This window comes from Alcaligenes sp. GW821-FHT11D07 (assembly GCF_058808495.1).
Map to the genome: position 1 here is coordinate 876490 of NZ_JBXART010000002.1, position 23363 is coordinate 899852.

Consider the following 23363-nt stretch of genomic DNA (forward strand, 5'->3'; position numbering starts at 1 on the left):
GGCGCGGGATCGTAAGCAGTATTGCGTATCCACACTTTGCGGGATGAATGGCACAGGTTTTGCCCTGGCACCTTTGTCGCAGACCCATACCTGTCATGGACAGCTTATTTTATTTTCAGTGATATGAATGTTCGCGAGTATTACCATCAGGCTTTAGCGGAAAAAGGCTACCGTGCCGACAGTGCGCAGGAGCAAGCCATTGACCGTCTGCAACGCTATTACGATGATTGGCTGCAGTATCGCCAGCAGCGCTCCAGCACCTTGCGTCGCATGTTCTCCCGTCCAGAAGTGCCGCGTGGCGTCTACCTGTGGGGTGGAGTTGGGCGAGGCAAAAGCTTTTTGATGGACGCCTTCTACCTGACGGTACCGCTCAAGCGCAAAACGCGAATTCATTTTCACGAGTTCATGCGGGGCGTGCACAAAGAGCTGGATCTGGTCAAAGGCATGAGCGATCCGCTGGATGAAGTTGCCAAGCGTATCGCCAAGCGTTACCGCTTGATCTGTTTTGACGAGTTTCACGTCTCTGACGTGGCCGATGCCATGATTTTGTACAAGCTGCTATTGGGCTTGTTCGAGCGTGGAACCTCCTTTGTCATGACCTCCAACTACGAGCCCTCCACGCTGTATCCCGATGGCTTGCACCGCGATCGCATTTTGCCTGCCATTGCCTTGATCCAAAAAAACATGGATATCATGAACGTGGACACTGGCGTGGACTACCGCCGCCGCGCCCTGGAGCAAGTCAAAACGTATCTGACACCGTTAGGGCCGGAGACCACCGCAGAGCTGCAGTCCATGTTCTCAGCTTTGTCGGACACAGCACCGCTGGAACCCGTACTGACGGTTGAAAACCGCGAGCTAAAGGCAGTGGCCTTGTCCGGTTCGGCTGTCTGGTTTGATTTCGAGACCTTGTGCGTCAGCGCCCGGTCACAAAACGATTACCTGGAATTGGCTAACCGGTTCCAGACCGTGATTTTGTCTGATGTGCCGCGCATGACGGTGCGTGATGCTTCCGCCGCGCGACGCTTTACCTGGCTGGTCGACGTTTTTTACGATCACAAGGTCAAGCTCATCATGTCCGCCGCGGTGCCCGAAGAAGAATTGTATGTGGATGGCCCGATGGCCAATGAATTCCACCGTACTGTCTCGCGTTTGATGGAAATGCAATCGCGAGAGTACCTGGAGTCAGAACGGCGCCAGGCAGTTATTTTGTAGGGTTCGGGCGCGGCCGATGGCCAATGTGCCTGATCCCTGAACCCTGACACGTAGTTTTATAAGCGTATTTTTTATCATGACGACACGAGTACTGACCGGCGTTACCACGACCGGTATTCCACACTTGGGCAACTATGCTGGGGCGATTCGTCCTGCTATCCGTGCTAGCCAGCAAGCCGATGTCGACGCATTTTTCTTCATGGCTGATTACCACGCCTTGATCAAATGTGACGACCCGGAGCGCGTAGCCATCTCTCGCCGCGCTATCGCGGCGACCTGGATTGCTTGTGGCCTGGATGTGGAAAAAGTAACGTTCTACCGTCAATCCGATATTCCAGAAATTCCGGAACTGTCCTGGATGCTGGGCTGTGTGACCGGCAAGGGCTTGATGAACCGTGCCCACGCGTATAAAGCGTCTGTCGATAAAAACGAAGCGGCTGGCATTGAGCCTGATGATGGCGTCACCATGGGCTTGTTCAGTTACCCCGTGCTGATGGCTGCCGACATCCTGATGTTTAACGCGCACAAAGTACCGGTGGGCCGCGATCAGGTGCAGCATCTGGAAATGGCTCGTGACATCGCCAAGAGCTTCAACCACTTGTATGGCCGTGGCAAAGATTTGTTTGTCTTGCCCGAAGTGCAGGTCGAAGAAGATGTGGCACTGTTGCCTGGCCTGGATGGTCGCAAGATGTCCAAGAGCTACGACAACACCATTCCTTTGTTCGAAGGTGGCGCGAAGGCCTTGAAGTCAGCGATTGCCCGTATCGTGACGGACTCCAAAGGCCCAGGCGAACCTAAAGACCCGGACGGTTCGCATTTGACGGCCTTGTACAAGGCGTTCGCCACTCCCGAGCAAACCCAGGCTTTCCGTCAGCAGTTGATCGAAGGTATGGCTTGGGGTGAGGCCAAAGAGGCGTTGCATCAGGTGCTGGAAACCATGATCGCCCCGATGCGCGAGCGTTATGAAAGCTTGATGGCTCGCCCTCAAGACATTGAAGAACTGTTGCAAGTGGGTGCTCGCAAGGCACGTGCTCATGCAACCCCCTTTATTTACGAACTGAAGGCGGCGGTTGGCCTGCGTGATCCTTTGACCGTGGCGGCCACCAAGTCTGAGTCCAAGGTTCGCAAAGCCCGCTTTGTGAACTTCCGCGATGAGGATGGCACCTTCCGCTTCCGTTTGCAGGACGCAGCAGGCCAAGAGCTGTTCCTGTCCCGCTCTTATGCAGACCCTAAGCAAGCTGGTGTGGCGATCAAAGGCTTGCAGACCGAAGCCTTTGCCGATGTGGTCAAGCAAGACGGCCAGGATCTGCAAATTCATTGTGCCGGCGACGAAGTGGCACGTGTATCGGCAGATCTGCGTGATGCAATCGAAACCGCCCTGGATTCGATGCGCGACTAAATAGTTTGCTCTTGGCCCCGCCTTTTGATTGAAGGCTGGGCCATAGCCAACGCCAAAGCAAGAACCAGAACCAGAACCAGAACCAAAGCAGTAGGGGACGAACGCCTTTGTTCCCCTGCTAGCTAAGTTTCAGTACAGGCAGTAGTTAAAAAAGCCCTGACAAACAGATACTTATCTGTTTGTCAGGGCTTTTTACATCGCTCATGGCTAGCGTATAAAACTGCAGTCCAACAAGCCTAAAAGTGAGTACTCTAAGGGGCATTGGATCACTTCAAGGCCCCGTTTTTGAGTCGAGCCTATCTCTTTAGGTGCTCTGCCGCTGGTCCCAATCCTGACTGGCCCGTTCCAGAGCCACAATATCTTCAGCGCAGATTACTTCACGCAAGGCAGTGAATTTTTCTTCTGGCCACTCGTAGATTTTCAGAGTCAGTAGCCGCGCTATTGTGGCCTCATCAAAACGTGTGCGCACTGGGACAGCAGGGTTACCCGCCACGATCGTGTAGGGAGGCACATGCTTGGTGACGATCGCGCCTGATGCGATCACAGCACCTTCACCAATCACTACGCCTGGCATGATCATCGCCCGCATGCCGATCCAGGCACCGTCATGGATATGGGTGTCGCCCTTACCCACATAGGCATCGCTAATTTTGTCCACAAACGGATAGAGGCTGAACCAGTCCATGCGGTGAGTGTGATTGCCGCCCATCAAGATGACAGCCTCTGCACCAATGCACACATAGTCGCCAATATGCAGCTCGTCCACGTGCCACAACGAGGTCCAGGCTTTACGACTGTACTCATCCCCGTACAGGTAGCGCACCACGCTTTGTTCAAAGGTCCCGGTCCAGGCACCGCTGTAATAGCTGTGGGTCCCACGTACGTGAATATGCGGGTTGGAAACGGTTTCGTGCAGGAGCTCGACCTGCGACCAGTGCTTTTGCAACATGCTTCTCCTTCTGGACCTTGCCGCGCTGGTTCTGGCTTTGCGCCAGTCACGGCAAAGTGGGATGTTTCTGTTTGGGCCAAGCAGCCAGGCAAGTACAGGAGGCTCGCTTTGTTGAGGCTGATGGCGGGACTAGTCTAATGCGCTTTGAAGCGCTTTGCATTCAAGCGGGCCAAAAGCATCAAGCCCCGCATGAATATTCATGCAGGGCTTGATGAAGGGCTTGGGCCAGAAGTAACGGCCTTATTCGGCAAGCTGGGCGGGAATACCTAATTGCTCGCACAGGCTCAGAATTTCATCCAAATGCTCGCGCTTGATGACGATCAGTTGGAATTCTTCGTCATAGCTTTGGGCAAATTCCAGCAAGCAGTAAGCAGGGTGAAACTCCTGCAATTGCTCATTGGCCCATTGGAAAAAGCCATCAACATCCTGAAAAGGCATGTCCTCGTAGGGAAAGGCGGGTAGCTCGCGGTTTTCAAACGCAGCCAGGATCTCTTCCCACAGTTCGTCCACCGTGTCGGCCAACGCCAGGTAGTCGTCCAGTTCGTAGCTGATAGCCAAGATCAAAGCGCCCTCAGGATCGTGCTCCATCAGGTTCTGGGCATGTTTGCCGTAGGTTTCCCCCATAGCAGTCGGGCTGGCGCTGGCGGTCAGCACGGCTTGGCTGATGGTTTGAATATCCTGTTCCTTCTGATCAAATCCGGTCAGCAGATTGAGCAGACGCGTCAGTTGGGAAAGGCGCTCGGTCTCAGTCATGGCTTATCTCCGAAGTTTGCTAAAGGCGGCTGCCATCGCACCGCTAGGTGCCGCTTCAGCTTGCCGGTTAGGGCGGTTGTTTCCGGAGCGGCGCGCAGGAGCGTTATTAGCGCTGCTGGAACCACGAACCGGGGCACTGTCATCGTTCAGGCGCATGGTCAAACCAATACGCTTGCGGGCTACATCCACTTCCTGGACTTTAACCTTGACGGTCTGGCCTACGCGAACCACATCACGCGGATCTTTGACGAAGGTGTCTGACAGGGCCGAAATATGCACCAAGCCGTCCTGATGTACACCCACGTCCACAAAGGCACCAAAGTTGGCCACGTTGGTGACTACGCCTTCCAGAATCATGCCAGGGGTCAAGTCTTTCAGGGAGTCAATGCCTTCCTGGAACTTGGCCGTAGTGAATTCAGGGCGAGGGTCGCGGCCGGGCTTTTCAATTTCGTTAAAAATATCACGCACAGTCGGTAAACCAAAGCGTTCATCGGTAAAGTCGGATGGCGACAGGCCTTTCAGGGCGCCGGATTTACCCATGATGGAGCTGGCCTCGACCTGCAAACGCTCCAGAATACGGGCAGCAACCGGATAGGCTTCGGGGTGAACCGAGGAAGAGTCCAGGGGGTTTGCCGCACCAGGAATGCGCAAAAAGCCAGCCGCCTGTTCAAAAGCTTTTTCGCCAAAGCGGGGAACATCACGCAATTGCTTGCGGCTTTGGAAAGCGCCGTTTTCATCACGCCAGGTCACGATGTTCTTGGCCAGGGTGTTGTTCAAGCCAGACACACGAGCCAGCAAGGGAGCCGAGGCGGTGTTGACGTCCACACCCACCGCGTTCACACAATCCTCAACCACAGCGTCCAGGCTGCGAGCCAATTCGCGCTGATTGACGTCGTGCTGGTATTGGCCCACACCAATAGATTTGGGGTCGATCTTGACCAGTTCGGCCAAGGGGTCTTGCAAGCGACGGGCAATGGAGACCGCGCCACGCAGGCTTACGTCCATATCCGGGAATTCCTGGGCCGCCATTTCGGAGGCCGAGTAGACCGATGCACCCGCCTCAGAGACCACGACACGGGTCAGGGGCAACTGCGGGAATGCCGACTGCAGGTCAGCCACCAGTTTTTCCGTTTCGCGGGAGGCAGTCCCGTTACCAATAGCCACCAGCTCAACCTGATAGCGGGTAGCCAGGCCAGCCAATGTGCGGATCGACCCTTCCCTGTCACGGCGGGGCTCAAATGGATACACCGTTGCCGTGTCCAGAACCTTGCCGGTCGCATCGATCACAGCGGCTTTCACGCCAGTACGAATACCGGGGTCCAGGCCCAGCACGGCTTTATTGCCAGCCGGGGCAGCCAGCAGCAGATCGCGCAGGTTGGCCGCGAATACGCGGGTTGATTCTTGCTCTGCTTGTTCACGCAGGCGACCAATCAGCTCGGACTCAAACGCTGTCAGCAATTTCACCCGCCAGGTCCAGCGGCAGACTTCGGCTAACCAGTGGTCACGTGGGTTGGCGTCGGCGGAGAAGTCGGCACCAATATCGGTCAATTCAGCCACTTTCAGCACACACGGGTGTGGCAGCAACTGGTCTTGCTCGGGGTTCAGGCCCAGACGCAGGTCCAGAGCACCTTGCTGGCGGCCGCGCAGCAGGGCCAGAACGCGGTGCGAAGGCAATTGGCGCAAGCCTTCATTAAAGTCGAACCAGTCGCGGAATTTGTCGCCGTCTTGTTCCTTGCCTTCGGCTACCTTGGAATACAGGTGGGCAGACTTCCACAGGAAGTCACGCATGGACTCCAACAGGTCGGCCTGTTCAGCAAAACGCTCGGCCAGAATGTCGCGGGCTCCGTCCAAAGCGGCTTTTGGGGTGTCGAACTTGGCTTCGGCATTCAAGTAGCCTTCGGCCAGTGCCAGGGGATCTGCGTCCTGCTGCGCCAGAATGGCATCAGCCAGCGGCTCCAGGCCCGCCTCACGTGCAATCTGGGCACGGGTACGGCGCTTGGGCTTGTAAGGCGCGTACAAGTCCTCCAGACGCTGCTTGGTGTCTGCGGCCAAAATGGCCTGCTCAAGCTCGGGCGTCAGCTTTTCTTGCTGCCGGATCGATTCCAGAATGGCATGACGACGCGATTGCATATCGCGCAAATAGATCAGGCGCACTTCCAGATCACGCAGGACATTATCGTCCAGGCCTCCGGTGGCTTCCTTACGGTAACGTGCGATAAAAGGGACCGTGGCCCCGTTGTCCAAGAGCTCAACGGTAGCGTCAGCTTGTTGGATGCGGATATTCAGTTCAGAGGCCAGTAGCGCCAGAATCTGCTGGTGATCCTGTTGCTGGGCGAGGGTTTCCACAGTCATTTCAGTCATGGGTCCATCGTTGTAAAAGGGTCTGCAAGCGCCGCATTTTGCCATAAAGACCGGCAGCGACACAGGATTGGCAGGTATCATCTTGTATGTATTCCACTGTGATTGTAGACAGTTCTGTCAGACGTCACCTATCCCTTAGCGGTTTTGCCCCATGTTGTTGCAGGATTATTCCGATATATTTTCCCCTCAAGGCCCCCTGGCGGAGTCTGTCTCGCACTATCGTCCGCGGCAGGCCCAACTGGAGCTGGCTCAAGCCATTAGCGAAACGGTCGCCGACTCGGGCGTGCTGATCGCCGAGGCCGGTACAGGAACAGGCAAAACCTGGGCCTATCTGGTGCCTGTGTTTATGCAAGGTGGCAAAGCGCTGGTCTCAACCGGTACGCGCACCTTGCAGGACCAGTTGTACCGTCGCGATATTCCTCACCTGCGCAAAGCACTGGCATTGCCGGTGGATGTGGCTCTGCTCAAGGGCAGAAGCAATTACGTCTGTCACTACCATCTGGATCGCCTGGGGCAGGACGACCGAGCCTTGAAATCCCGGGCCGAGATTGCCTATCTGCGCGCTATCCAGCTTTTTACAGAACGCAGCCGCAGTGGTGACAAAGGTGAACTGGCCGAAGTGCCCGAGGACGCCGATATCTGGCACCGGGTAACCTCCACCCGAGACAACTGCTTGGGGCAGGACTGTCCTTTTGTGCGTGACTGCTTTGTGATGAAAGCCCGCCGCCATGCGCAGGATGCGGATGTGGTGGTGGTGAACCATGCTTTGTTCATGGCCGATCTGGCCTTGCGTGAAGAGGGCGTTACTGATTTATTGCCCAACGTGGATTTGGTCGTCTTTGACGAGGCGCATCAATTGCCGGATGTCGCGACGCGCTTTCTGGGCAGCAGTGTGTCCTTGTATCAGCTAACTGACCTGTGCCGGCAGATCGAAGCGGCTGGTTTGGCCCAGGCTCGGGAAACCGTGGACTGGAGCCAGGTCGCCCGCAAGCTGGAACAAGCGGCTCGCGATCTGCATTTGCGTACCGCTGCTTTGGCGGCGCAAGGTGGCCGAGCCACCTTCCAGGCCTTGCCAGAGCCAGAGCGCTTTGATGAAGCCTTGGAGAACTTGCTCGAAACGTTCGATAAGGTCATCAAGATGCTGGCTATGGTGGCGGAGCGCCACCCGGATTTGGCAGCAGCCCATAAAAGTGCTTTGGAGATTCGTGCGCGCTTGTTCCAGTGGAGCCAGCCGGACCGCCAAGGCCGCCACGCCTATTTGCCGGACAGCGAAACAGATGAAGACCAGCCGGACGAATTTGTGCGCTGGGTAGAAAGCGGCCAGCACTATTTGCGTCTGCACAGTGCACCTTTGTCGGTGGCAAAGATCTTCTCGCGGTACAGAGGCAAGGAGCAGGCCTGGGTGCTGACTTCGGCCACTTTGTCCGTACACGGGGATTTCAATCACTTCAAACGGCAATTGGGCCTGTTTGATGCGCGCACTGAATCCTGGGCCTCGCCCTTTGATTACCCCAATCAGGCGCTGTTCTATGTTCCCAGCACCTTACCCCTTCCTAGTCACCCTAATTTCAATCAGGCCTTTGTGGATGCGTTGATGCCGTTGATCAAAGCCGGACAGGGTGGTGTGCTGGTGCTCTGTACGACATTGCGCTCGGTGGAGCGGATTGCGGACATGCTTCGGGATCGATTCGACCAAGAGGATATAGAACGTAATGTGCTGCGCCAGGGTGAGCGGTCCCGGCAAGTCCTGCTGGACGAGTTCCGTGCCCGTGGGAATGCGGTACTGGTCGGGAGCGCCAGCTTCTGGGAAGGCATCGACCTGCCCGGTGACGCTCTGACCTTGGTGGCTATCGATAAACTGCCCTTTGCGCCACCCGATGATCCTGTGCTGGAAGCGCGGATTAAAGAGTGCAAGGATAGGGGCGGTAATGCGTTTATGGAATATCAGTTGCCTGAAGCGGCCATCGCCCTGAAACAAGGGGCAGGGCGCTTGATCCGTACCGAGCGTGATTGGGGTGTGCTGATGGTGGGGGATACTCGCATTGTCGAGAAACCTTATGGCAAATTGCTGTGGCGCGGCTTGCCGCCCTTTGCCCGCACGCGTGATCCCTCTCGCGCCTTGGCGTTTCTGCGTGAGCAGAAGGCCAAGCGGCAAAATGCGGATCTTCCTGATGTAGGCGTGGAAGATGGGGCAGAGCAGGTTTGACGGCCAACGCCCGACACCACGCGAACTTCTGAGTACAATCACGGCTATGGCTACTCTTGCTTACCTCACACTAGCACCGGTTAATTACCGGGGCTCAGCCATGCCTCGCGGACACTTCCACTCCGTTACACCGCCCTAAGCGGGCACCGACGCCGCAAGAGCGATCTCTTCTTGCAAACCCACATTTGTTGACTTGTCCGTGGCCTTTTCTGGCTTCGGACTTGTTCTTGTTTGTCTAGCGTCCCCCGCTTTTTACAGAGCAGGGTTTGTGGGCGCGTCTATCCCTTTTTTGCCAAGGGTGGTGTATCTATGTTTATTGAAAAAATTCGAACGGAGTGGTTCTCTAACGTTCGGGGTGACTTGTTGGCGGGCCTGGTGGTGGCTTTGGCACTCATTCCTGAAGCCATCGCTTTCTCCATCATTGCAGGTGTGGACCCTAAAGTTGGTCTGTACGCATCGTTTTCTATTGCCACGTTGATTGCTTTTGTGGGGGGGCGACCTGGAATGATTTCGGCGGCGACCGGCGCGATGGCCTTAGTGATGGTGACGCTGGTAAAAGAGTATGGGCTGGACTATCTCTTAGCTGCGACTATTCTGGCGGGCATCCTGCAAATGTTGGCCGGGTTTCTGCGTCTGGGCCAGCTCATGCAGTTTGTCTCTCGCTCGGTGATAACCGGCTTCGTTAATGCCTTGGCCATTTTGATTTTTATGGCTCAATTGCCCGAGCTGACCAACGTAAGCTGGCCGGTTTATGCCATGACGGCGGCTGGACTGGTGATTATTTATGGGCTGCCGTATCTCACCAAAGCTATCCCTTCGCCCTTGGTCGCCATTGTGGTCTTGAGTGTCGCCTATATGGTTTTGGGGCTGGATATTCGTACCGTTGGCGATATGGGAGCATTACCCGACAGCTTGCCCAGTTTCCTGATTCCGCAGGTTCCATTGAGCTGGGAGACGCTGACCATCATTCTTCCGTACTCGGCTACGCTTTGTGTAGTCGGGCTGCTTGAGTCTTTGATGACGGCCACGATCGTGGACGATATGACAGATACGAGCAGCAATAAGGACCGAGAATGCGTGGGTCAAGGTATCGCCAACATTACGACTGGCTTTGTAGGAGGCATGGCAGGTTGCGCCATGATTGGTCAGTCCGTTATCAACGTGAAGTCGGGTGGCCGTGGCCGTTTATCCACCTTGACGGCAGGGGTGGTGCTTTTGATTCTGGTCGTCTTTCTGGGAGACTGGGTTGCACAGATCCCCATGGCTGCCTTGGTTGCCGTGATGATTATGGTCTCTATCAGTACCTTTAATTGGGGCTCAATCAAAGACTTGGTGACGCATCCCAAAACATCCAGCGTGGTTATGCTGGCAACTGTTGTTGTCACTGTGGCAACACATGATCTGGCTAAAGGCGTGCTCACGGGCGTGTTATTTTCCGGCGTGTTTTTTGCTCACAAGGTGCGCCGCATCCTTCAAGTCAGCTCCAGTCTTAGTCCGGACGGACAGACGCGTACCTATGTTGTTCTGGGACAGGTGTTTTTTGCATCGTCTGAAATCTTTGCGACTCAGTTCAATTACCAAGAACCTGTGGCGCGCATCTGCATTGATGTCAGTCAAACACGATTTTGGGACTTAAGCTCGGTCGCGGCTTTGGACCGGGTAGTGCTCAAGCTGCGCCGTGGCGGTGCCCATGTCGAGGTATTAGGTCTGGATGACAGCAGCACCACGCTGGTGGAGAAGTTCGCGTATTACCCCAGGAAAGACAGCACGGGCTACGTGAACCTTCATTAATTCAAAAATCCGGAGTCACGTACTCCGGTTTTTTTTGCCACTTCAGTTCCCCAGCAGCGCCTCAGAAAACCATTCAGGTTTAAACCAATTGCCGACCTGAACGCAGGGTAATCCCCATCTCCCACTGCATTGACGCCTCAAATTTGGCTCTTTATTATCACCACATACAGATATGTATGTTCTAAATCCACTTGTGTTTGGTGATCCTAATGACTATTGAAAAGACCTTGCCTCGGGTGATGCGTTTTGCTGATCTGGCGTTCCAGCCCCGACAGGAAAAACCGGAGATGGCGCAGTTGGCGGAGATTGTCGGGGAACAGGATGGCACCCCTCTGAGCGCCGGTTATGCCCGTCTGAGCAATGCCCGGATTGAATGGACCGTGTTGTATGACGAGGTCGTTACGGTGATTGAGGGCAGCGTCAATATCCACACGCCGCAAGGCGTGTTGACAGCGGGGCCTTTGGATTGCATTTGGTTGCCTGCTGGCACGCCCTTGATCTACGAGGCGGAATCCGCCCTGATCCATTACTGCTTGCACCCCAGTAACTGGGCCAGCGCCAGGGCGGCTGCATGACAGTAAAAAGAATCAAACAGCTTCCCGAGAACGATAAGACCAACGGTTGGAGCCGCTTGCTGGCCCCTCGTACTCCCAACGCAGCACTGACTCAAGATGTGCAGGCGGATTGGGTTGTTGTCGGGGGCGGCTTGGCGGGTCTGGCCGCTGCGCGTCGCCTGGCAGAGAACCGCCCTGGGGACAGCATTGTGGTGCTGGAAGCGGACCTGGTTGGGGAGGGTGCCCAGGGTCGGAATTCAGGTTTCGCAATTGATAGTCCTCATAACGTGGGCAGTTCCATGGGGGAGCTGGATGCTGCGCGCTCGCATCTACGTTTGGCACGTACCGCTATCGCTTATCTGAAAACTCAGGTGGAGCGCTACGACATCAAGTGCGATTGGAGCCCGATCGGTAAGTTCCATGCTGCCGTGTCGCAGGAGGGGGTAGAGAAAACCTTGAAGCCGACCCGTCAGGTATTGGAGTCCCTGAAAGAGCCCTATGAGTGGCTGGACGGCAAAGCCTTGCATGACAAGCTGGGTTTTACGCATTTTCGCACCGGCATTTACACCCCCGGCACCGTGCTGCTGAACCCGGCAGGTTTGTCCCGTGGCCTGGCTGACAATATGCCCGCCAATGTCACTGTTTATGAAAAAACACCGGTTTTGTCTTTAGAGCAGGGCGATGGTGTCACGCTGGAAACACCGGGCGGCAAGGTGCGTGCAGGCAAGATGATTTTGGCCGTTAACGTTTTTGCGGAACAGTTTGGTTTTTACAGCGGCAAGTTGATGCCTATGGCCGCTCATGCCAGCTTGACCCGCTGCCTGACTGAAAGTGAACAGCGCGAACTGGGCGGTTTGCCTAGCTGGGGTCTGACTCCTGCCAATGCGTTTGTGGGCATCACCATGCGGCGCACCAATGATCAGCGCATTTTGATTCGTCAGCATATGACTTACGCGCCCAATCTGCTCAGTGATGATGAGAGTCGTCGGCGGGTTCGCATCGAACACAAAACCCTGTTTGACGAGCGCTTCCCAAATCTGAAGAACGTAGAGATGGAACACACTTGGACTGGCTTTATCTGCTTATCCCGTAATGGTGCACCGGGTTTTGGGCAGGTGGCGCCGCATGTGTATTCCGCCGTGTGTCAAAACGGGGTGGGCCTGACCAAAGGCACCATCTCCGGCATGCTGGTGGCCGATTTGGCTTGTGGATTGGACAACCCTTTGATTCAAGAGATGCAGGCCTTGGGAGAACCTGATGCTTTGCCACCGCGTCCATTTCTGGATGTAGGGGTGCGGGCTCGTTTGGGTTGGGAGTTGTGGCGGCACCGGGCAGAAGCTTAGTACAGATTATTGAACAAGAAATTTAAAAAATACCCAGGAGGAGTTATGAAATTGTTGAGCAAGACATTGCTGACGGTGATGTTCAGCCTGAGCGCGGCCACCGTGTCCGCACAAACCATGCGCATTGCGACGGACTCGGGGGCGCAAGGTTCACCCAGTGGCGCGGCCATTGAAAAGTGGGCTTCCTTGATCAAGGAGGGAACCCAAGGGGCGGTGGCACCACGAGTGTTCTATCAAAATCAGCTGGGTGGGCAGGAGGAAGTGTTTGACCAGCACGTCGCCGGGGATGTGCAGTTGATGCTGAACTGGCCCATGACGTCTTACGACAAACGCATTGCGGTGATCTACACCCCCTATATGTTCACCACCTGGGAGCAGGCCTTGGCCGCCTATAAACCCGGCGGCTGGCTCAATGAAACCTTGGGTGGGATTTACAAAGAAAACGGTCTGAAGTTTTTTGGTGCCTGGCCGGAAGGTTTTAACGGGGTGGCGACCAAGGGCAAACATGCTCTGACGGTAGAGGGAGCCAAAAACATCAAAGTGCGTGTGCCTCCTATCTCCATGATGCAGCAGTCCGTGCAAGCCATGGGTTATCAGACGGCGGCCATTGATTGGGGCGAAGTGTTTACGTCTATTCAGACCGGTGTGGTCGATGGGGATGCGGCCAACGTCATCTTCTACGACTACGAGTACTTTCGCGACACGCTGGATTATTACGTGCGCAGCAAGCAGCAGTTCATCACCGGCGTGCTGTCCATGAATCTGGAAGCCTGGGAAGCCTTGTCGCCCGAGCATCAGAACGTCGTGGAGGCATCTGCCCTCACCATCATGGAAGAGCAGTTTGCGAGTGCTCAAGTGGCGGATGATGCCATCGTTGAAAAATGGAAAGCCCTAGGCAAGCAGTACATCGAGCTCGATAAGGATCAGTTGGCAGAGCTGGGTACGCAGGTGCGCGCCAAGGTCTGGCCGGCGATGCGAGCAGAGGTAGGCGAGGGCATCATGGCGCATATCGAGAAAAATGCCTCGGCTCTTCAGTAAACACCTTGGATCAAGGGAGTATGACCATGAGTGAGGACATTCCGATTAGGCGCGGCCCGGCCTTGATCGCCCTGGAATGGCTGGCCATTGCGTCCAGCATTGTGGTGGCGGCGGGCCTGGCCTATGTGGTCGCGGCTCGTTATTACCTGAATTGGCCGGCTACCGGTGTACATACCATCGTGATGGTGGCTGCGATCTGGCTTTATATGACCGGGGCGCTGATTGCCAGCCAGTCGCGTCAGCATCTGGTGGTGGATTATCTGTCGCATCGTTTGCGCACGCCCAGGGCGCGGGACATTCACCGTTTCATCGTTTCGATATTGGTACTGGTGATTGTGGCGGCCTTCGCCTATTGGACCTTGCGCATGTTCATGTGGGGCTCGCGCTTCTCGACCACCATGCCGGAGCTGGGCATCCCAATCTGGGTGCCACAAATGGCAATTGGCTTGAATGCGGCAGGCAGCCTGTTGTATGCGCTGCGCGATTTGTATCAGTCTTTGATGGCCTTGCGCCGTGGAGGCCATTAATTATGCATGCGGGATTCTCTGTTCTCTTGCTCTTGTTCCTCCTGGGCGTCGGTGTGCCGGTGGCCTGGTCTTTTGCCGGTACGCTTTTGATGCTGACGCTGGTGTATGACGTCAATCTGAACACCTTGATGCTGCAAGGCTTTCGTTCCTTGAACTCCCTTGTCTTGCTGGCCTTGCCGCTGTTTATTATGGCGGGCTACTTGATGCAGGCCGGGGGCATTGCTCATCGTCTGGTGGGCTTTGCGGAAATGCTGGTGAAAAATCGCCGGGGCGGTATGGGTGCCAGCATGGTGCTGGCGTCGGGGGTGTTCGGGGCGATTTCAGGCACGGCCTCGGCTGCGGTTGCCTCGATAGGCACGATCCTGGTGGACCCGATGGAGCAGCGTGGCTATCCGCGTCAGTATTCGGCTGCCTTGCTGGGAATTTCCTCTTTGCTGGGCATTTTGATTCCGCCGTCCATCACCATGATTTTGTTCGCCGTGGTGACGCAGCAATCAGTTGTGGCTTGTTTTGCAGCCACCATCGGCCCGGGCATGCTTTTGATGGTCGGTTTGATTCTGTTCAATTATGTGGTGGCAGGACGCTGGTTCAAGGAGCTGCCAGCACCCGAAGTAGATCAGAAAGATCGTCGTTCCTCCCTCAAAACCTTGTTGTATGCGGTCCCGGCCCTCTGTATTCCAGCGTTGATTCTGGGTGGTATTTATGGCGGCGTGTTTACGCCAACGGAAGCTGCTGCGGTTGCCGTGGTGCTGGTGATTGGTATCGGGTGTTTTGTGTACCGCGAACTGACTCTGCGCAAACTGTGTACCAGCTTTGTACGCACGGCTGAAACCACGGGAACGGTCATTCTGATCCTGCTGTTTTCGTTTCTTATTGGGCGGATTTTAGTGGCCCAGGGTGTGCCGCAGGATTTGACGACATTTGTGACGGGTCTGGTGGATAGCCCGATCGGCATTCTCTTGATGGTTAACGTTTTTCTGATTGTCGTGGGCATGATTATTGACGATGTGTCGCTGACGGTGGTGGTGGCCCCCTTGCTCTTGCCTTTGGTGGGAGTAGCGGACGTCAATCCGGTGCAGTTTGCCGCCATCGTGGCTTGTGCGGTCATTGTTGGCTCCAACAGCCCGCCTATGGCCCCTGTGCTGTACATGTCTTGCCGCATCAGCAAAGTCGCTGTGCATCGCTCTTTTGGCCCCGCCATTGCCATGATTGTGTTTGTGGCTATTCCGATTCAATTGATTACCACTTTCGTGCCCGCCGTCTCCTTGGCGTTTCCACGAATGCTGGGCCTGTTATAGAGGAGCGCCGTTATACTTTGGCGACTAAAGCGACTCGACAAGCAGGTGATATGAGCGATAAGGAACTGATTGAAAGCGTGGCCCGTGCGGGAGCTCTGACTGAGCCGAATGTGCATTTGACACGGGCGGACTGGCTGGAGGCAGCCATTCGCCTGTTTATGCGCGAAGGGGTAGAGGCAGTTCGGATTACCCGTCTGGCTCAAGTCATGGCCGTGACACGTGGCAGCTTTTATTGGCACTTCAAAGACCGGGACGATTTGCTGGACGGACTGGTGGGATTTTGGGAGCAAAAGAATATGCGCTCCACCATGCTGGCACTGGAGGATGTGGACAATTTGCAGGATGGCATGTTGTCCCTGTTTTCCACCTGGCTGGATGTATCCCGTTTTGAGCCCGGTCTGGATATGGCCATGCGCGATTGGGCCAGGCGCTCGGAGCGTGTGCGTCAGGCGGTCGTGCGGGCGGATAAAGCCTGTATGGAGGCCCTGGCCAGTTTCTTTCGTCGTATGGGGATTGAAGCGATTGAGGCCCAGGTTCGGGCGCGTACTACCTACTTTTGTCAGATTGGGTATTACTTGATCGGCTTGCAAGAAAATCTGCAGGACCGCATGGTGTATCTGGACGACACCATGAAGATCTTGAGCGGTCAGCCTATTGATCCGGCTAAAGCCAAGGCCTTTGCAGAACGTATGTACAGTTTGCAGCAGAACAACGCCCAGAAAACTGAGTGACTATACGACAGCAAGGTCTATGGGCTTAGAAATATCAATATGAAGCAGGCAAGAAAAAGGCCGAATCCATCATTGGATTCGGCCTTTTTCTTTGTGGCTTGCTTGTCTAGCGCTTACTGCCAGCCTGACCAAACAAGCCCATGTCCCTGCCGGGGCGAATGCCACTAGGCTTAGAACCAGTTAATGGGGTTCCAGTAGTTCACCTTAACGGACAGACCATCCTTGAAGTAATTCGAATCAGGGAAGTTCTGGTCCATCACACGCTTGGTGGTGTCACGCAGATCGGTCTGACCCATCTTGTCGTAGGACAGATACATCAGGTACAGGGCGCGTTCTGCAATAGGCACGCCTTTGAAGTCCGTGATCACGGCTTGGGCACGGTTCACCGCAGCCACATAGGCACCACGCTTGTAGTAGTACTCGGCGACGTGCACTTCGTTCTGGGCAATCGTGCTCACCAACCAGGTCAGGCGCTTGGCGGCATCGGGCGCGTAGCGGCTGTCAGGGTAGCGTTGCAGTAGTTCGTTAAATGCCTCGTAGGATTCGCGCAGACCTTTGGGGTCACGCTCGCTGGGGTCTTGTTTGGTGATGTTCGACAAGGCCGCGCTAGGAGGCGTAAACGAAATCAGCCCCTTCAGGTACAGCATGTAATCTGTACCGGGGTGGCTGGGGTATTGCTTTTGAAAGCGATCAATGGCGGCCAAGGCTTTGGCAGGCTCTTCGTCCTTCCAGTTGATGTAGGCTTGGTCGATCAGCGATTGTTGCGCGAAAGTGCCAAAGGGATAGCGGGACTCGACCGCTTCCAAACGGGCGCGGGCATCTTTCCAGTTGCCAGCCGACATTTCTTCGCGGGCATCTTTATACAAGCGCTCGGCCGTCCAGCCCGAGGTCGGGTCAACTTCTTTTTTGGTCGTGCCGCAGCCAGCAAGCAAAGTGGCAGCCAGCATTAACGCGGCTACGTGGGCCAGCTTGGTACCACGAATGCGTGGCAAGTTCAGGTTCAGGCGAGTCACAAAAGCGTCCTTGGTGTTAGCATTGCTGCTCAATTATATGATTTGTCGCCATGCCTGACACAGATACTGAAAAAGATAGTGTTGTTTCTTCTGACGCACTGCGTTTTATCCTTCCCATTACTGCATCTCCAGACCGACTGGACAAGACTTTAGCGCGTTTATTGCCGCAGCATTCGCGCAGCCGTCTACAGTCCTGGGTCGAGAGCGGGCATGTTCTCGTTAACGGCCAGGCCGTCAAGGTCAAGCATACGGTTTACCCCGGTGACACCGTGCTGGTCTGGGAGCAACAAGCTCCCGAGGACATGGCTTTCGAGCCCGATGACGTGGACTTTGAGATTGTGGCCCAAAGCGACTCCTGGTTGGTCGTCAACAAACCCGTGGGTTTGGTGACACATCCTGGAGCCGGTAACTGGCGCGGCACCTTGCTCAATGGCCTGCTGTTTCGCTTTCCCAATTTGCGACAGGTGCCCCGTGCCGGTGTTGTACACCGGCTGGACAAAGACACCTCTGGCTTGCTGGTAGTGGCCCGCACAGAGGTCGCTCAAACTCACTTTGTCCGACAACTGCAAGAGCGTAGCATGGGACGCCAGTATCTGGCGTTGGTGCATGGCGTCTTGCCTGGGCAGGGCACCGTGGATGCCCCTATCGGACGTGATCTGCGCGTACCGGTTCGAATGAGTGCTGGCCCGGCTGTCGCCCCCAAAAATGCTTTGACGCACTATGAGATGCTGCGTCAGGGGTATCTGGGCGAAGAGGCGGTAACGGAAGTGGCCTGCCGTCTGGAGACAGGCCGCACGCACCAGATTCGTGTGCATTTAAGCTCGATCAAGCATCCGCTGCTGGCCGATACCTTATATGGTGGGCGGACGGTGGCAGGTGCTCAGCGTCAAATGTTGCATGCCCATGTCTTGGAGTTTGATGATCCTGATACGGGCGAGCGTCGCCGTTTTTCGGCAGCCCCTCCGTCTGACTATCAGTCTGTTGTAGAGACTATCGAATGGCACACTCAACGCTGATCCCTTCTGTTAGCGGCCCCGAACAAGCGGGGCTGCTTTATTTTTGTACGACACGTGCGGGCGGCGTTAGCCAGCATGAGCGCAACAGTCTGAATCTGGGTCTGAATACGGGCGATGAGCCGGAGCGGGTGCAGCGTAATCGCCAACGTGTCGCTGATTCCCTGGGGTCAGAACCGATCTGGCTGGCGCAGGTACATGGTACGGATGTGCTGGATGCCGATCAGGACGTTTTGCCGGATGCGCCACGGCAGTTCGATGCCGCAGTGACCACGCGCCAAGACCGTAGCCTGGCGATTTTGACGGCTGATTGCTTGCCCGTGGTGATCTGGGACGATCAAGCTCAGGTGCTGGGCGTGGCACACGCTGGTTGGCGCGGCCTTCAGGCCGGTGTGCTGGAGCGAACCTGGCAGGCCATGTCGGCACGTTGCCCCCAGGCTCAGTCCTGGCAAGCCTGGATAGGGCCTGCCATCAGCCAGGCGCATTTTGAGGTGGGGCAGGAGGTCTTTGATGCCTATGTCTTGCCCAACCCCTCATTGGCTGCCTTTTTTATTCCCGGCCAGCGCCCCGGTAAATGGCAGGCTGATTTACCGGGAATAGCGCGCCATCGATTAGAGCAACTTTGCCCCGGTAAGATGACCGTGCATTTAAGTGGCTTGTGCACATTTAAACAAGATGATGTGTTTTATTCCTACCGACGCTCGCCCTTAACGGGTCGGCAGGCGACCATTGCTCGCTTGGGCGCTGCGTAAGGTTTTTTGCTCCTGCTAAAGACCAATACTGGATCTTTGCTTCTGCCTATTGGCGTATCAGCCTAATTAATTACCCCAATTGACTGGTTTTGTTACGAACGTCATGCTCTAAGCGTATTTGCAATTCGTTTACAGGTGGCAGATGTCGAGTAATAACCGCGCTTTTCAAGGTTTTGGCAAACCGATGGATGCCGCCCGCTGTGCTGAACTTCAGGCTCGTTACATGCAGCAGTGGCAAGACTTGTGGGATCAGGCTCAGCGTGGTGCTCTGCCGCCGCCGCAAGATCGCCGTTTTGCGAATGCTGCCTGGCAAAACAATCCCAACGCTTTGTTCAATGCCCATATCTGGCAGCTCAGCGTTCAGGCCATGAACGAGATGCTGGACCAGATGGATCTGGAGCCAGCTCATCGCGAGCGCTTGGGCTTTTCCATGATGCAGTGGGCCGAGGCCATGTCGCCCAGCAATTATCTGATGTGCAACCCCCAGGCCTTGCAGACCATGATGGAGACCGGCGGCCAGTCTGTGCTGCAGGGTATGTCCAATTTCATGGACGACTGGCAAAAAGGGCGCATGACCCAGACGGACGAGAGCCAGTTTCAGCTTGGCCAGAACGTGGGAACCACGTCTGGCGCCGTGGTGTTTCAGAACGATATTTTTCAGCTGATTCAATACACCCCCACCACCAGCATGGTGCATGCGGTGCCCTTGCTGATTGTCCCCCCTTGCATCAACAAGTTCTACATTCTGGACTTGCAGCCCGAGAACTCTTTTGTACGCCACGCCCTGGATCAGGGGATGACGGTGTATTTGATGTCCTGGCGTAATCCACAACCAGACGACGAGTCCCATATCCAGAATCTGGGTTGGCAGGACTATCTGGAGCAGGGGGTGCTGGAGGCGGTTCGCGTCAGCCAGGAGCTGTCTGAGCAGGAAAAAATTAATACGCTGGGCTTTTGTATTGGTGGCACCTTGCTGGCCAGTGCCTTGGCACTGGCGCGCGACAAAGGCCAGGACCCGGCCGCATCCATGACCTTGCTGACTACGATGCTGGACTTCACGGACGTAGGCATGCTGAACGTCTTTATTGACGAAGCCCAGGTTGCGTTTCGTGAATGGCAACTGGGGCAGGGCGGTTTACTTAATGCGCGTGAACTAGCCAGTACCTTTTCCTTTTTGCGGCCTGCCGAGCTGGTCTGGAACTACGTCAACAGCAATTACTTGCAAGGCAAAAAGCCGCCGGCTTTTGACCTCTTGTACTGGAACTCCGATGGCACACATCTGCCCGGCCCCTTCTTTACCTGGTACTTGCGCAATACCTATTTGGAAAACCGCTTGATCCAGGATGGTGGCGTGCCTGTGGGTGCACATCGTGCGGATCTAAGCCGCCTGGACTTGCCTGTGTATCTGTATGGCTCCAAAGAGGACCATATCGTGCCCTGGCAGTCTGCCTACGCTTCGCTGCGGGCTTTGCCTGCGGCTCAGCATCGCTTTGTATTGGGGGCGTCCGGGCATATTGCTGGCGTGATCAACCCGCCAGCCAAACAGCGCCGTAATTACTGGGTGCTGCAAGACGGTGAGCCGGTCGCCACTTTGGACGCACAGCAGTACATGGAGCGGGCCCAGTCCGTTCCCGGAAGCTGGTGGTCGGACTGGATCGCTTGGTTGACTCCCTTGTCCGGCTCGCGCCGCCGTGCCAAACGCCGTCTGGGTCATCCCCGTTACCCGGTGTTGGAAGAGGCACCGGGCAGCTACGTAAAAGTGCGCGCCAGCTAAGCATTATCAAATTAATCAGGATTGGAAGAACGGGCGATCAGCCTGCTTCCTGAGTCCCGGTGTTGGCTTTTTAAACAAGCCCAGGCCAAGGGCGGGATTCGAGCTTTGTCACCCCTATCAGGAGAGGTCTATGAGCAGCAAAGTAGCTTACGTAACAGGTGGTATGGGAGGGATAGGGACAGTCATTTGTCAGCGTCTGGCCAAGGACGGTTTTACCGTGATTGCCGGTTGCGGGCCTAATCGTGATTTCCAAAAATGGTTAGGCGAGCAGGCTGATCTGGGCTACACGTTTCATGCCTCGGTAGGCAACGTGGCCGACTGGGACTCCACCGTCGAAACCTTTAAAAAGGTGTTTGGTGACTTTGGCCGTGTCGATGTGCTGGTCAATAATGCGGGCATTACGCGTGACGGCACCTTCCGTAAAATGAGCCAGGAAGATTGGCGCAGTGTGATCGATACCAACCTGAACAGCCTGTTTAACGTGACCAAGCAAGTGATTGATGGCATGGTAGAGCGTCAGTTTGGGCGCATCATCAATATCAGTTCGGTGAATGGGCAAAAAGGACAGTTTGGCCAAACCAACTATTCCACGGCCAAAGCCGGTATTCACGGCTTTACCATGGCCTTGGCACAAGAGGTTGCCAATAAGGGGGTGACGGTCAATACTATTTCCCCCGGTTATATTGGTACGGACATGGTGCGTGCGATTCGTCCCGATGTTCTGGAGAAAATTGTGGCAACCATTCCGGTTGGCCGTCTGGGCACACCGGATGAAATCGGCTCCATGGTGGCCTGGCTGGCATCGGGCGATTCGGGCTTTGCTACCGGCGCAGATTTCTCTTTGAACGGCGGTTTGCACATGAGCTAATTCTGGCTCACCGCTGTGCATTTCGTTTGTTTTTGTTTTATTGATTAGGAAGTAAGCACCAGCATGGGATCTCCTCGACTCATCAAGAAATACCCCAACCGTCGTTTGTACGACACGCAGGCCAGCGCTTACATCACCATGGTCGATGTCAAGCAGCTGGTGCTGTCAGCAGAGGACTTCGCGGTCGTCGATGCCAAAAGCGGCGAGGACCTGACGCGCAGTATTCTGTTGCAGATTATTCTTGAGGAAGAAAGCGGGGGGATTCCCATGTTCTCGACCCCGGTGCTGATGCAGATCATCCGCTTTTATGGCCATGCCATGCAGGGGGTGATGGGCTCGTATCTGGAAAAGAATATCCAGGCTTTCATGGAAATTCAGGAACGCATGACCGAGCAGTCCAAAGGCATGTACGGCGGGCAGTTTGGCCCGGAGGCCTGGGCGCAGTTCATGAGTGTACAAGCACCGGTCATGCAAACAGTCATGAACAGCTATATAGATCAAAGCAAAAACCTGTTCGTGCAGATGCAAGACCAGATGCAGGATCAGACTCGGCAAATGTTTTCGGTCTTTCCCTTTGTGCCGCCCGGTAAAGACAAAAAAGACTGATCTTTTTTTTAGCCTGCCAGCGTTTTAAACGGGGTGTGGCTGCTTAGCTCTTCCTGATAGCGGGCCACATGGCCCGCTTCTTCATGCAGGAACTCTTCGATCGCGTGGGCAAAACGCGGATCGGCAATCCAGTGTGCGGAGCAGGTTGACGTGGGCAAAAGCCCGCGTGACAGCTTGTGTTCTCCTTGAGCACCGCCCTCAAAAAAGCGTAGTTGCTGCGCAATGCAGAACTGAATCGCCTGGGTGTAGCAGGTTTCAAAGTGCAGCCCTGGAACGTACTGTGTACAGCCCCAATAGCGCCCGTATAAAGAGTGTCCGTCGCTCAGCGACAGGGCACAAGCGACGTTCCGCCCCTCTTGCCGAGCCAGAATCAAAATCATGGCCTCTGGTCTTTGGCTATGAAGATGAGCAAAAAAGTCCCGATTCAGATACGGGTGCTGACCACGTTCCTGGTAGGTATTGGCATAGCATTGATAGAAATAATCCAGGTCTTCAGACGCAATGGCTTGGCCTTGCTTGTGCTCAAACACGATGCCGTGCTCGTGAATCTTGCGGCTTTCCTGCCGCATTTTCTTGCGTTTTTGCTGGGTCAGGGAAGCCAGAAAATCGTCATACGTCGTGTAGTCCTGGTTCTGCCAGTGAAATTGCACATCGTGGCGAATCATAAAACCAGCCTGCTCCAGCGCCTGCATGTCGTCTGGGTTCGGGAACAGGACATGCACAGAGGACAACTGGTTGCTCTGCGTCAGCTGGATGAGTTGCCGGGCCAATAGAACGCGATCTTCCTGAGTACGAGCCAACAGGCGTGGCCCGCTGACAGGCGTAAAGGGAATGGCACAGAGCAGCTTGGGGTAGTAGTCCAGTCCATTGCGCTGATAGGCCTGGGCCCAGCCTTGGTCAAACACGTACTCTCCCCGAGAGTGGTGCTTCAGGTACAGCGGCACGGCACCACACAGATCCTGTCCGCGATGCATCAACAGGTAATGTGGCGCCCAGCCTGTGCGCTGAGTGGCGCAACCGGTTTCATGCAAGCTTGCCAAAAAAGCATGGCTGAGCAAGAGGTGATGGCCGGATAGTGCGTCCCAGTGTCCCGCGTCGAGCTGGCTCAGTTCTGTGCAAAGTGAAAATCGGATCGGTTCAGTGCTGACCATGGCAATAGGGGCGTCGAAAAA

Annotated in this window: 20 protein-coding genes; 15 read left to right on the top strand and 5 right to left on the bottom strand. The window is 55.5% G+C overall.

Annotation, left to right across the window (positions count from 1 at the left end; genetic code table 11):
- Positions 1 to 123 precede the first annotated feature (123 nt).
- Both zapE and AC1RSM_RS12585 read left to right on the top strand, forming a co-directional pair.
- A complete protein-coding gene (gene zapE / locus AC1RSM_RS12580; protein WP_492932877.1) occupies positions 124 to 1215 on the top strand; it encodes a cell division protein ZapE in 1092 nt (363 codons plus the stop codon).
- Between the two features lie 76 nt (positions 1216 to 1291).
- Entirely contained in the window at positions 1292 to 2614 is a 1323-nt protein-coding gene (locus AC1RSM_RS12585; RefSeq protein ID WP_492932878.1) for a tryptophan--tRNA ligase, read from the top strand.
- Positions 2615 to 2918: 304 nt separating this feature from the next.
- Here the strand turns inward: AC1RSM_RS12585 and AC1RSM_RS12590 are convergent, their stop codons facing one another.
- The 3 genes from AC1RSM_RS12590 to AC1RSM_RS12600 form a co-directional block, all read right to left on the bottom strand.
- The gene (locus AC1RSM_RS12590; protein ID WP_492932879.1) at positions 2919 to 3563 is read right to left on the bottom strand and encodes a CatB-related O-acetyltransferase; all 645 of its coding nucleotides are present in this window, start codon (positions 3561 to 3563) and stop codon (positions 2919 to 2921) included.
- A 240-nt stretch (positions 3564 to 3803) separates the two neighbouring features.
- Complete coding sequence (locus tag AC1RSM_RS12595; RefSeq protein WP_492932880.1) at positions 3804 to 4316, bottom strand: hypothetical protein; 513 nt, start codon at positions 4314 to 4316, stop codon at positions 3804 to 3806.
- Between the two features lie 3 nt (positions 4317 to 4319).
- Complete coding sequence (locus AC1RSM_RS12600) at positions 4320 to 6668, bottom strand: Tex family protein (RefSeq protein WP_492932980.1); 2349 nt, start codon at positions 6666 to 6668, stop codon at positions 4320 to 4322.
- A 160-nt stretch (positions 6669 to 6828) separates the two neighbouring features.
- Between AC1RSM_RS12600 and yoaA the strand changes: the two genes are divergently transcribed.
- The 8 genes from yoaA (at position 6829) to AC1RSM_RS12640 (ending at position 16165) form a co-directional block, all read left to right on the top strand.
- Positions 6829 to 8883 carry a DNA repair helicase YoaA gene (yoaA, locus tag AC1RSM_RS12605; protein WP_492932881.1) on the top strand — a complete coding sequence of 685 codons (2055 nt, stop codon included), beginning with the start codon at positions 6829 to 6831 and terminating at the stop codon, positions 8881 to 8883.
- A 309-nt stretch (positions 8884 to 9192) separates the two neighbouring features.
- The gene (locus tag AC1RSM_RS12610) at positions 9193 to 10674 is read left to right on the top strand and encodes a SulP family inorganic anion transporter (RefSeq protein ID WP_492932882.1); all 1482 of its coding nucleotides are present in this window, start codon (positions 9193 to 9195) and stop codon (positions 10672 to 10674) included.
- Between the two features lie 209 nt (positions 10675 to 10883).
- Positions 10884 to 11249: an ethanolamine utilization protein EutQ gene (locus AC1RSM_RS12615; protein WP_492932883.1), complete on the top strand. Its 366-nt coding sequence runs from the start codon at positions 10884 to 10886 to the stop codon at positions 11247 to 11249.
- On the top strand, positions 11246 to 12571 hold the full coding sequence (locus tag AC1RSM_RS12620; protein WP_492932884.1) for an NAD(P)/FAD-dependent oxidoreductase: 1326 nt from the start codon (positions 11246 to 11248) through the stop codon (positions 12569 to 12571). Before AC1RSM_RS12615 ends, AC1RSM_RS12620 begins: the two co-directional genes overlap by 4 nt.
- Positions 12572 to 12616: 45 nt before the next feature.
- Positions 12617 to 13609 carry a TRAP transporter substrate-binding protein DctP gene (gene dctP / locus AC1RSM_RS12625; RefSeq protein ID WP_492932885.1) on the top strand — a complete coding sequence of 331 codons (993 nt, stop codon included), beginning with the start codon at positions 12617 to 12619 and terminating at the stop codon, positions 13607 to 13609.
- Between the two features lie 26 nt (positions 13610 to 13635).
- Complete coding sequence (locus AC1RSM_RS12630; protein WP_492932886.1) at positions 13636 to 14136, top strand: TRAP transporter small permease; 501 nt, start codon at positions 13636 to 13638, stop codon at positions 14134 to 14136.
- A gap of 2 nt (positions 14137 to 14138) precedes the next feature.
- A complete protein-coding gene (locus AC1RSM_RS12635) occupies positions 14139 to 15434 on the top strand; it encodes a TRAP transporter large permease (protein ID WP_492932887.1) in 1296 nt (431 codons plus the stop codon).
- Positions 15435 to 15484: 50 nt separating this feature from the next.
- On the top strand, positions 15485 to 16165 hold the full coding sequence (locus AC1RSM_RS12640; protein WP_492932888.1) for a TetR/AcrR family transcriptional regulator: 681 nt from the start codon (positions 15485 to 15487) through the stop codon (positions 16163 to 16165).
- Between the two features lie 170 nt (positions 16166 to 16335).
- On the opposite strand, the gene AC1RSM_RS12645 is transcribed toward AC1RSM_RS12640, so the two are convergent.
- Positions 16336 to 17133, bottom strand: coding sequence for an outer membrane protein assembly factor BamD (locus tag AC1RSM_RS12645; RefSeq protein ID WP_492932981.1), 798 nt, complete (start codon positions 17131 to 17133; stop codon positions 16336 to 16338).
- 95 nt (positions 17134 to 17228) lie between these two features.
- Between AC1RSM_RS12645 and AC1RSM_RS12650 the strand changes: the two genes are divergently transcribed.
- From AC1RSM_RS12650 to phaR, 5 genes are all read left to right on the top strand, one after another.
- On the top strand, positions 17229 to 18194 hold the full coding sequence (locus AC1RSM_RS12650; RefSeq protein ID WP_492932889.1) for an RluA family pseudouridine synthase: 966 nt from the start codon (positions 17229 to 17231) through the stop codon (positions 18192 to 18194).
- Positions 18176 to 18943, top strand: a complete 768-nt coding sequence (gene pgeF / locus AC1RSM_RS12655; RefSeq protein WP_492932890.1) for a peptidoglycan editing factor PgeF — start codon at positions 18176 to 18178, stop codon at positions 18941 to 18943. Before AC1RSM_RS12650 ends, pgeF begins: the two co-directional genes overlap by 19 nt.
- Before the next feature lie 142 nt (positions 18944 to 19085).
- A complete protein-coding gene (locus tag AC1RSM_RS12660; protein ID WP_492932891.1) occupies positions 19086 to 20717 on the top strand; it encodes a PHA/PHB synthase family protein in 1632 nt (543 codons plus the stop codon).
- 130 nt (positions 20718 to 20847) lie between these two features.
- Complete coding sequence (phbB, locus tag AC1RSM_RS12665; protein WP_492932892.1) at positions 20848 to 21585, top strand: acetoacetyl-CoA reductase; 738 nt, start codon at positions 20848 to 20850, stop codon at positions 21583 to 21585.
- 63 nt (positions 21586 to 21648) lie between these two features.
- A complete protein-coding gene (phaR, locus tag AC1RSM_RS12670; protein ID WP_492932893.1) occupies positions 21649 to 22191 on the top strand; it encodes a polyhydroxyalkanoate synthesis repressor PhaR in 543 nt (180 codons plus the stop codon).
- An 8-nt stretch (positions 22192 to 22199) separates the two neighbouring features.
- Here the strand turns inward: phaR and AC1RSM_RS12675 are convergent, their stop codons facing one another.
- Positions 22200 to 23342, bottom strand: coding sequence for a GNAT family N-acetyltransferase (locus tag AC1RSM_RS12675; protein WP_492932982.1), 1143 nt, complete (start codon positions 23340 to 23342; stop codon positions 22200 to 22202).
- Positions 23343 to 23363 lie beyond the last annotated feature (21 nt).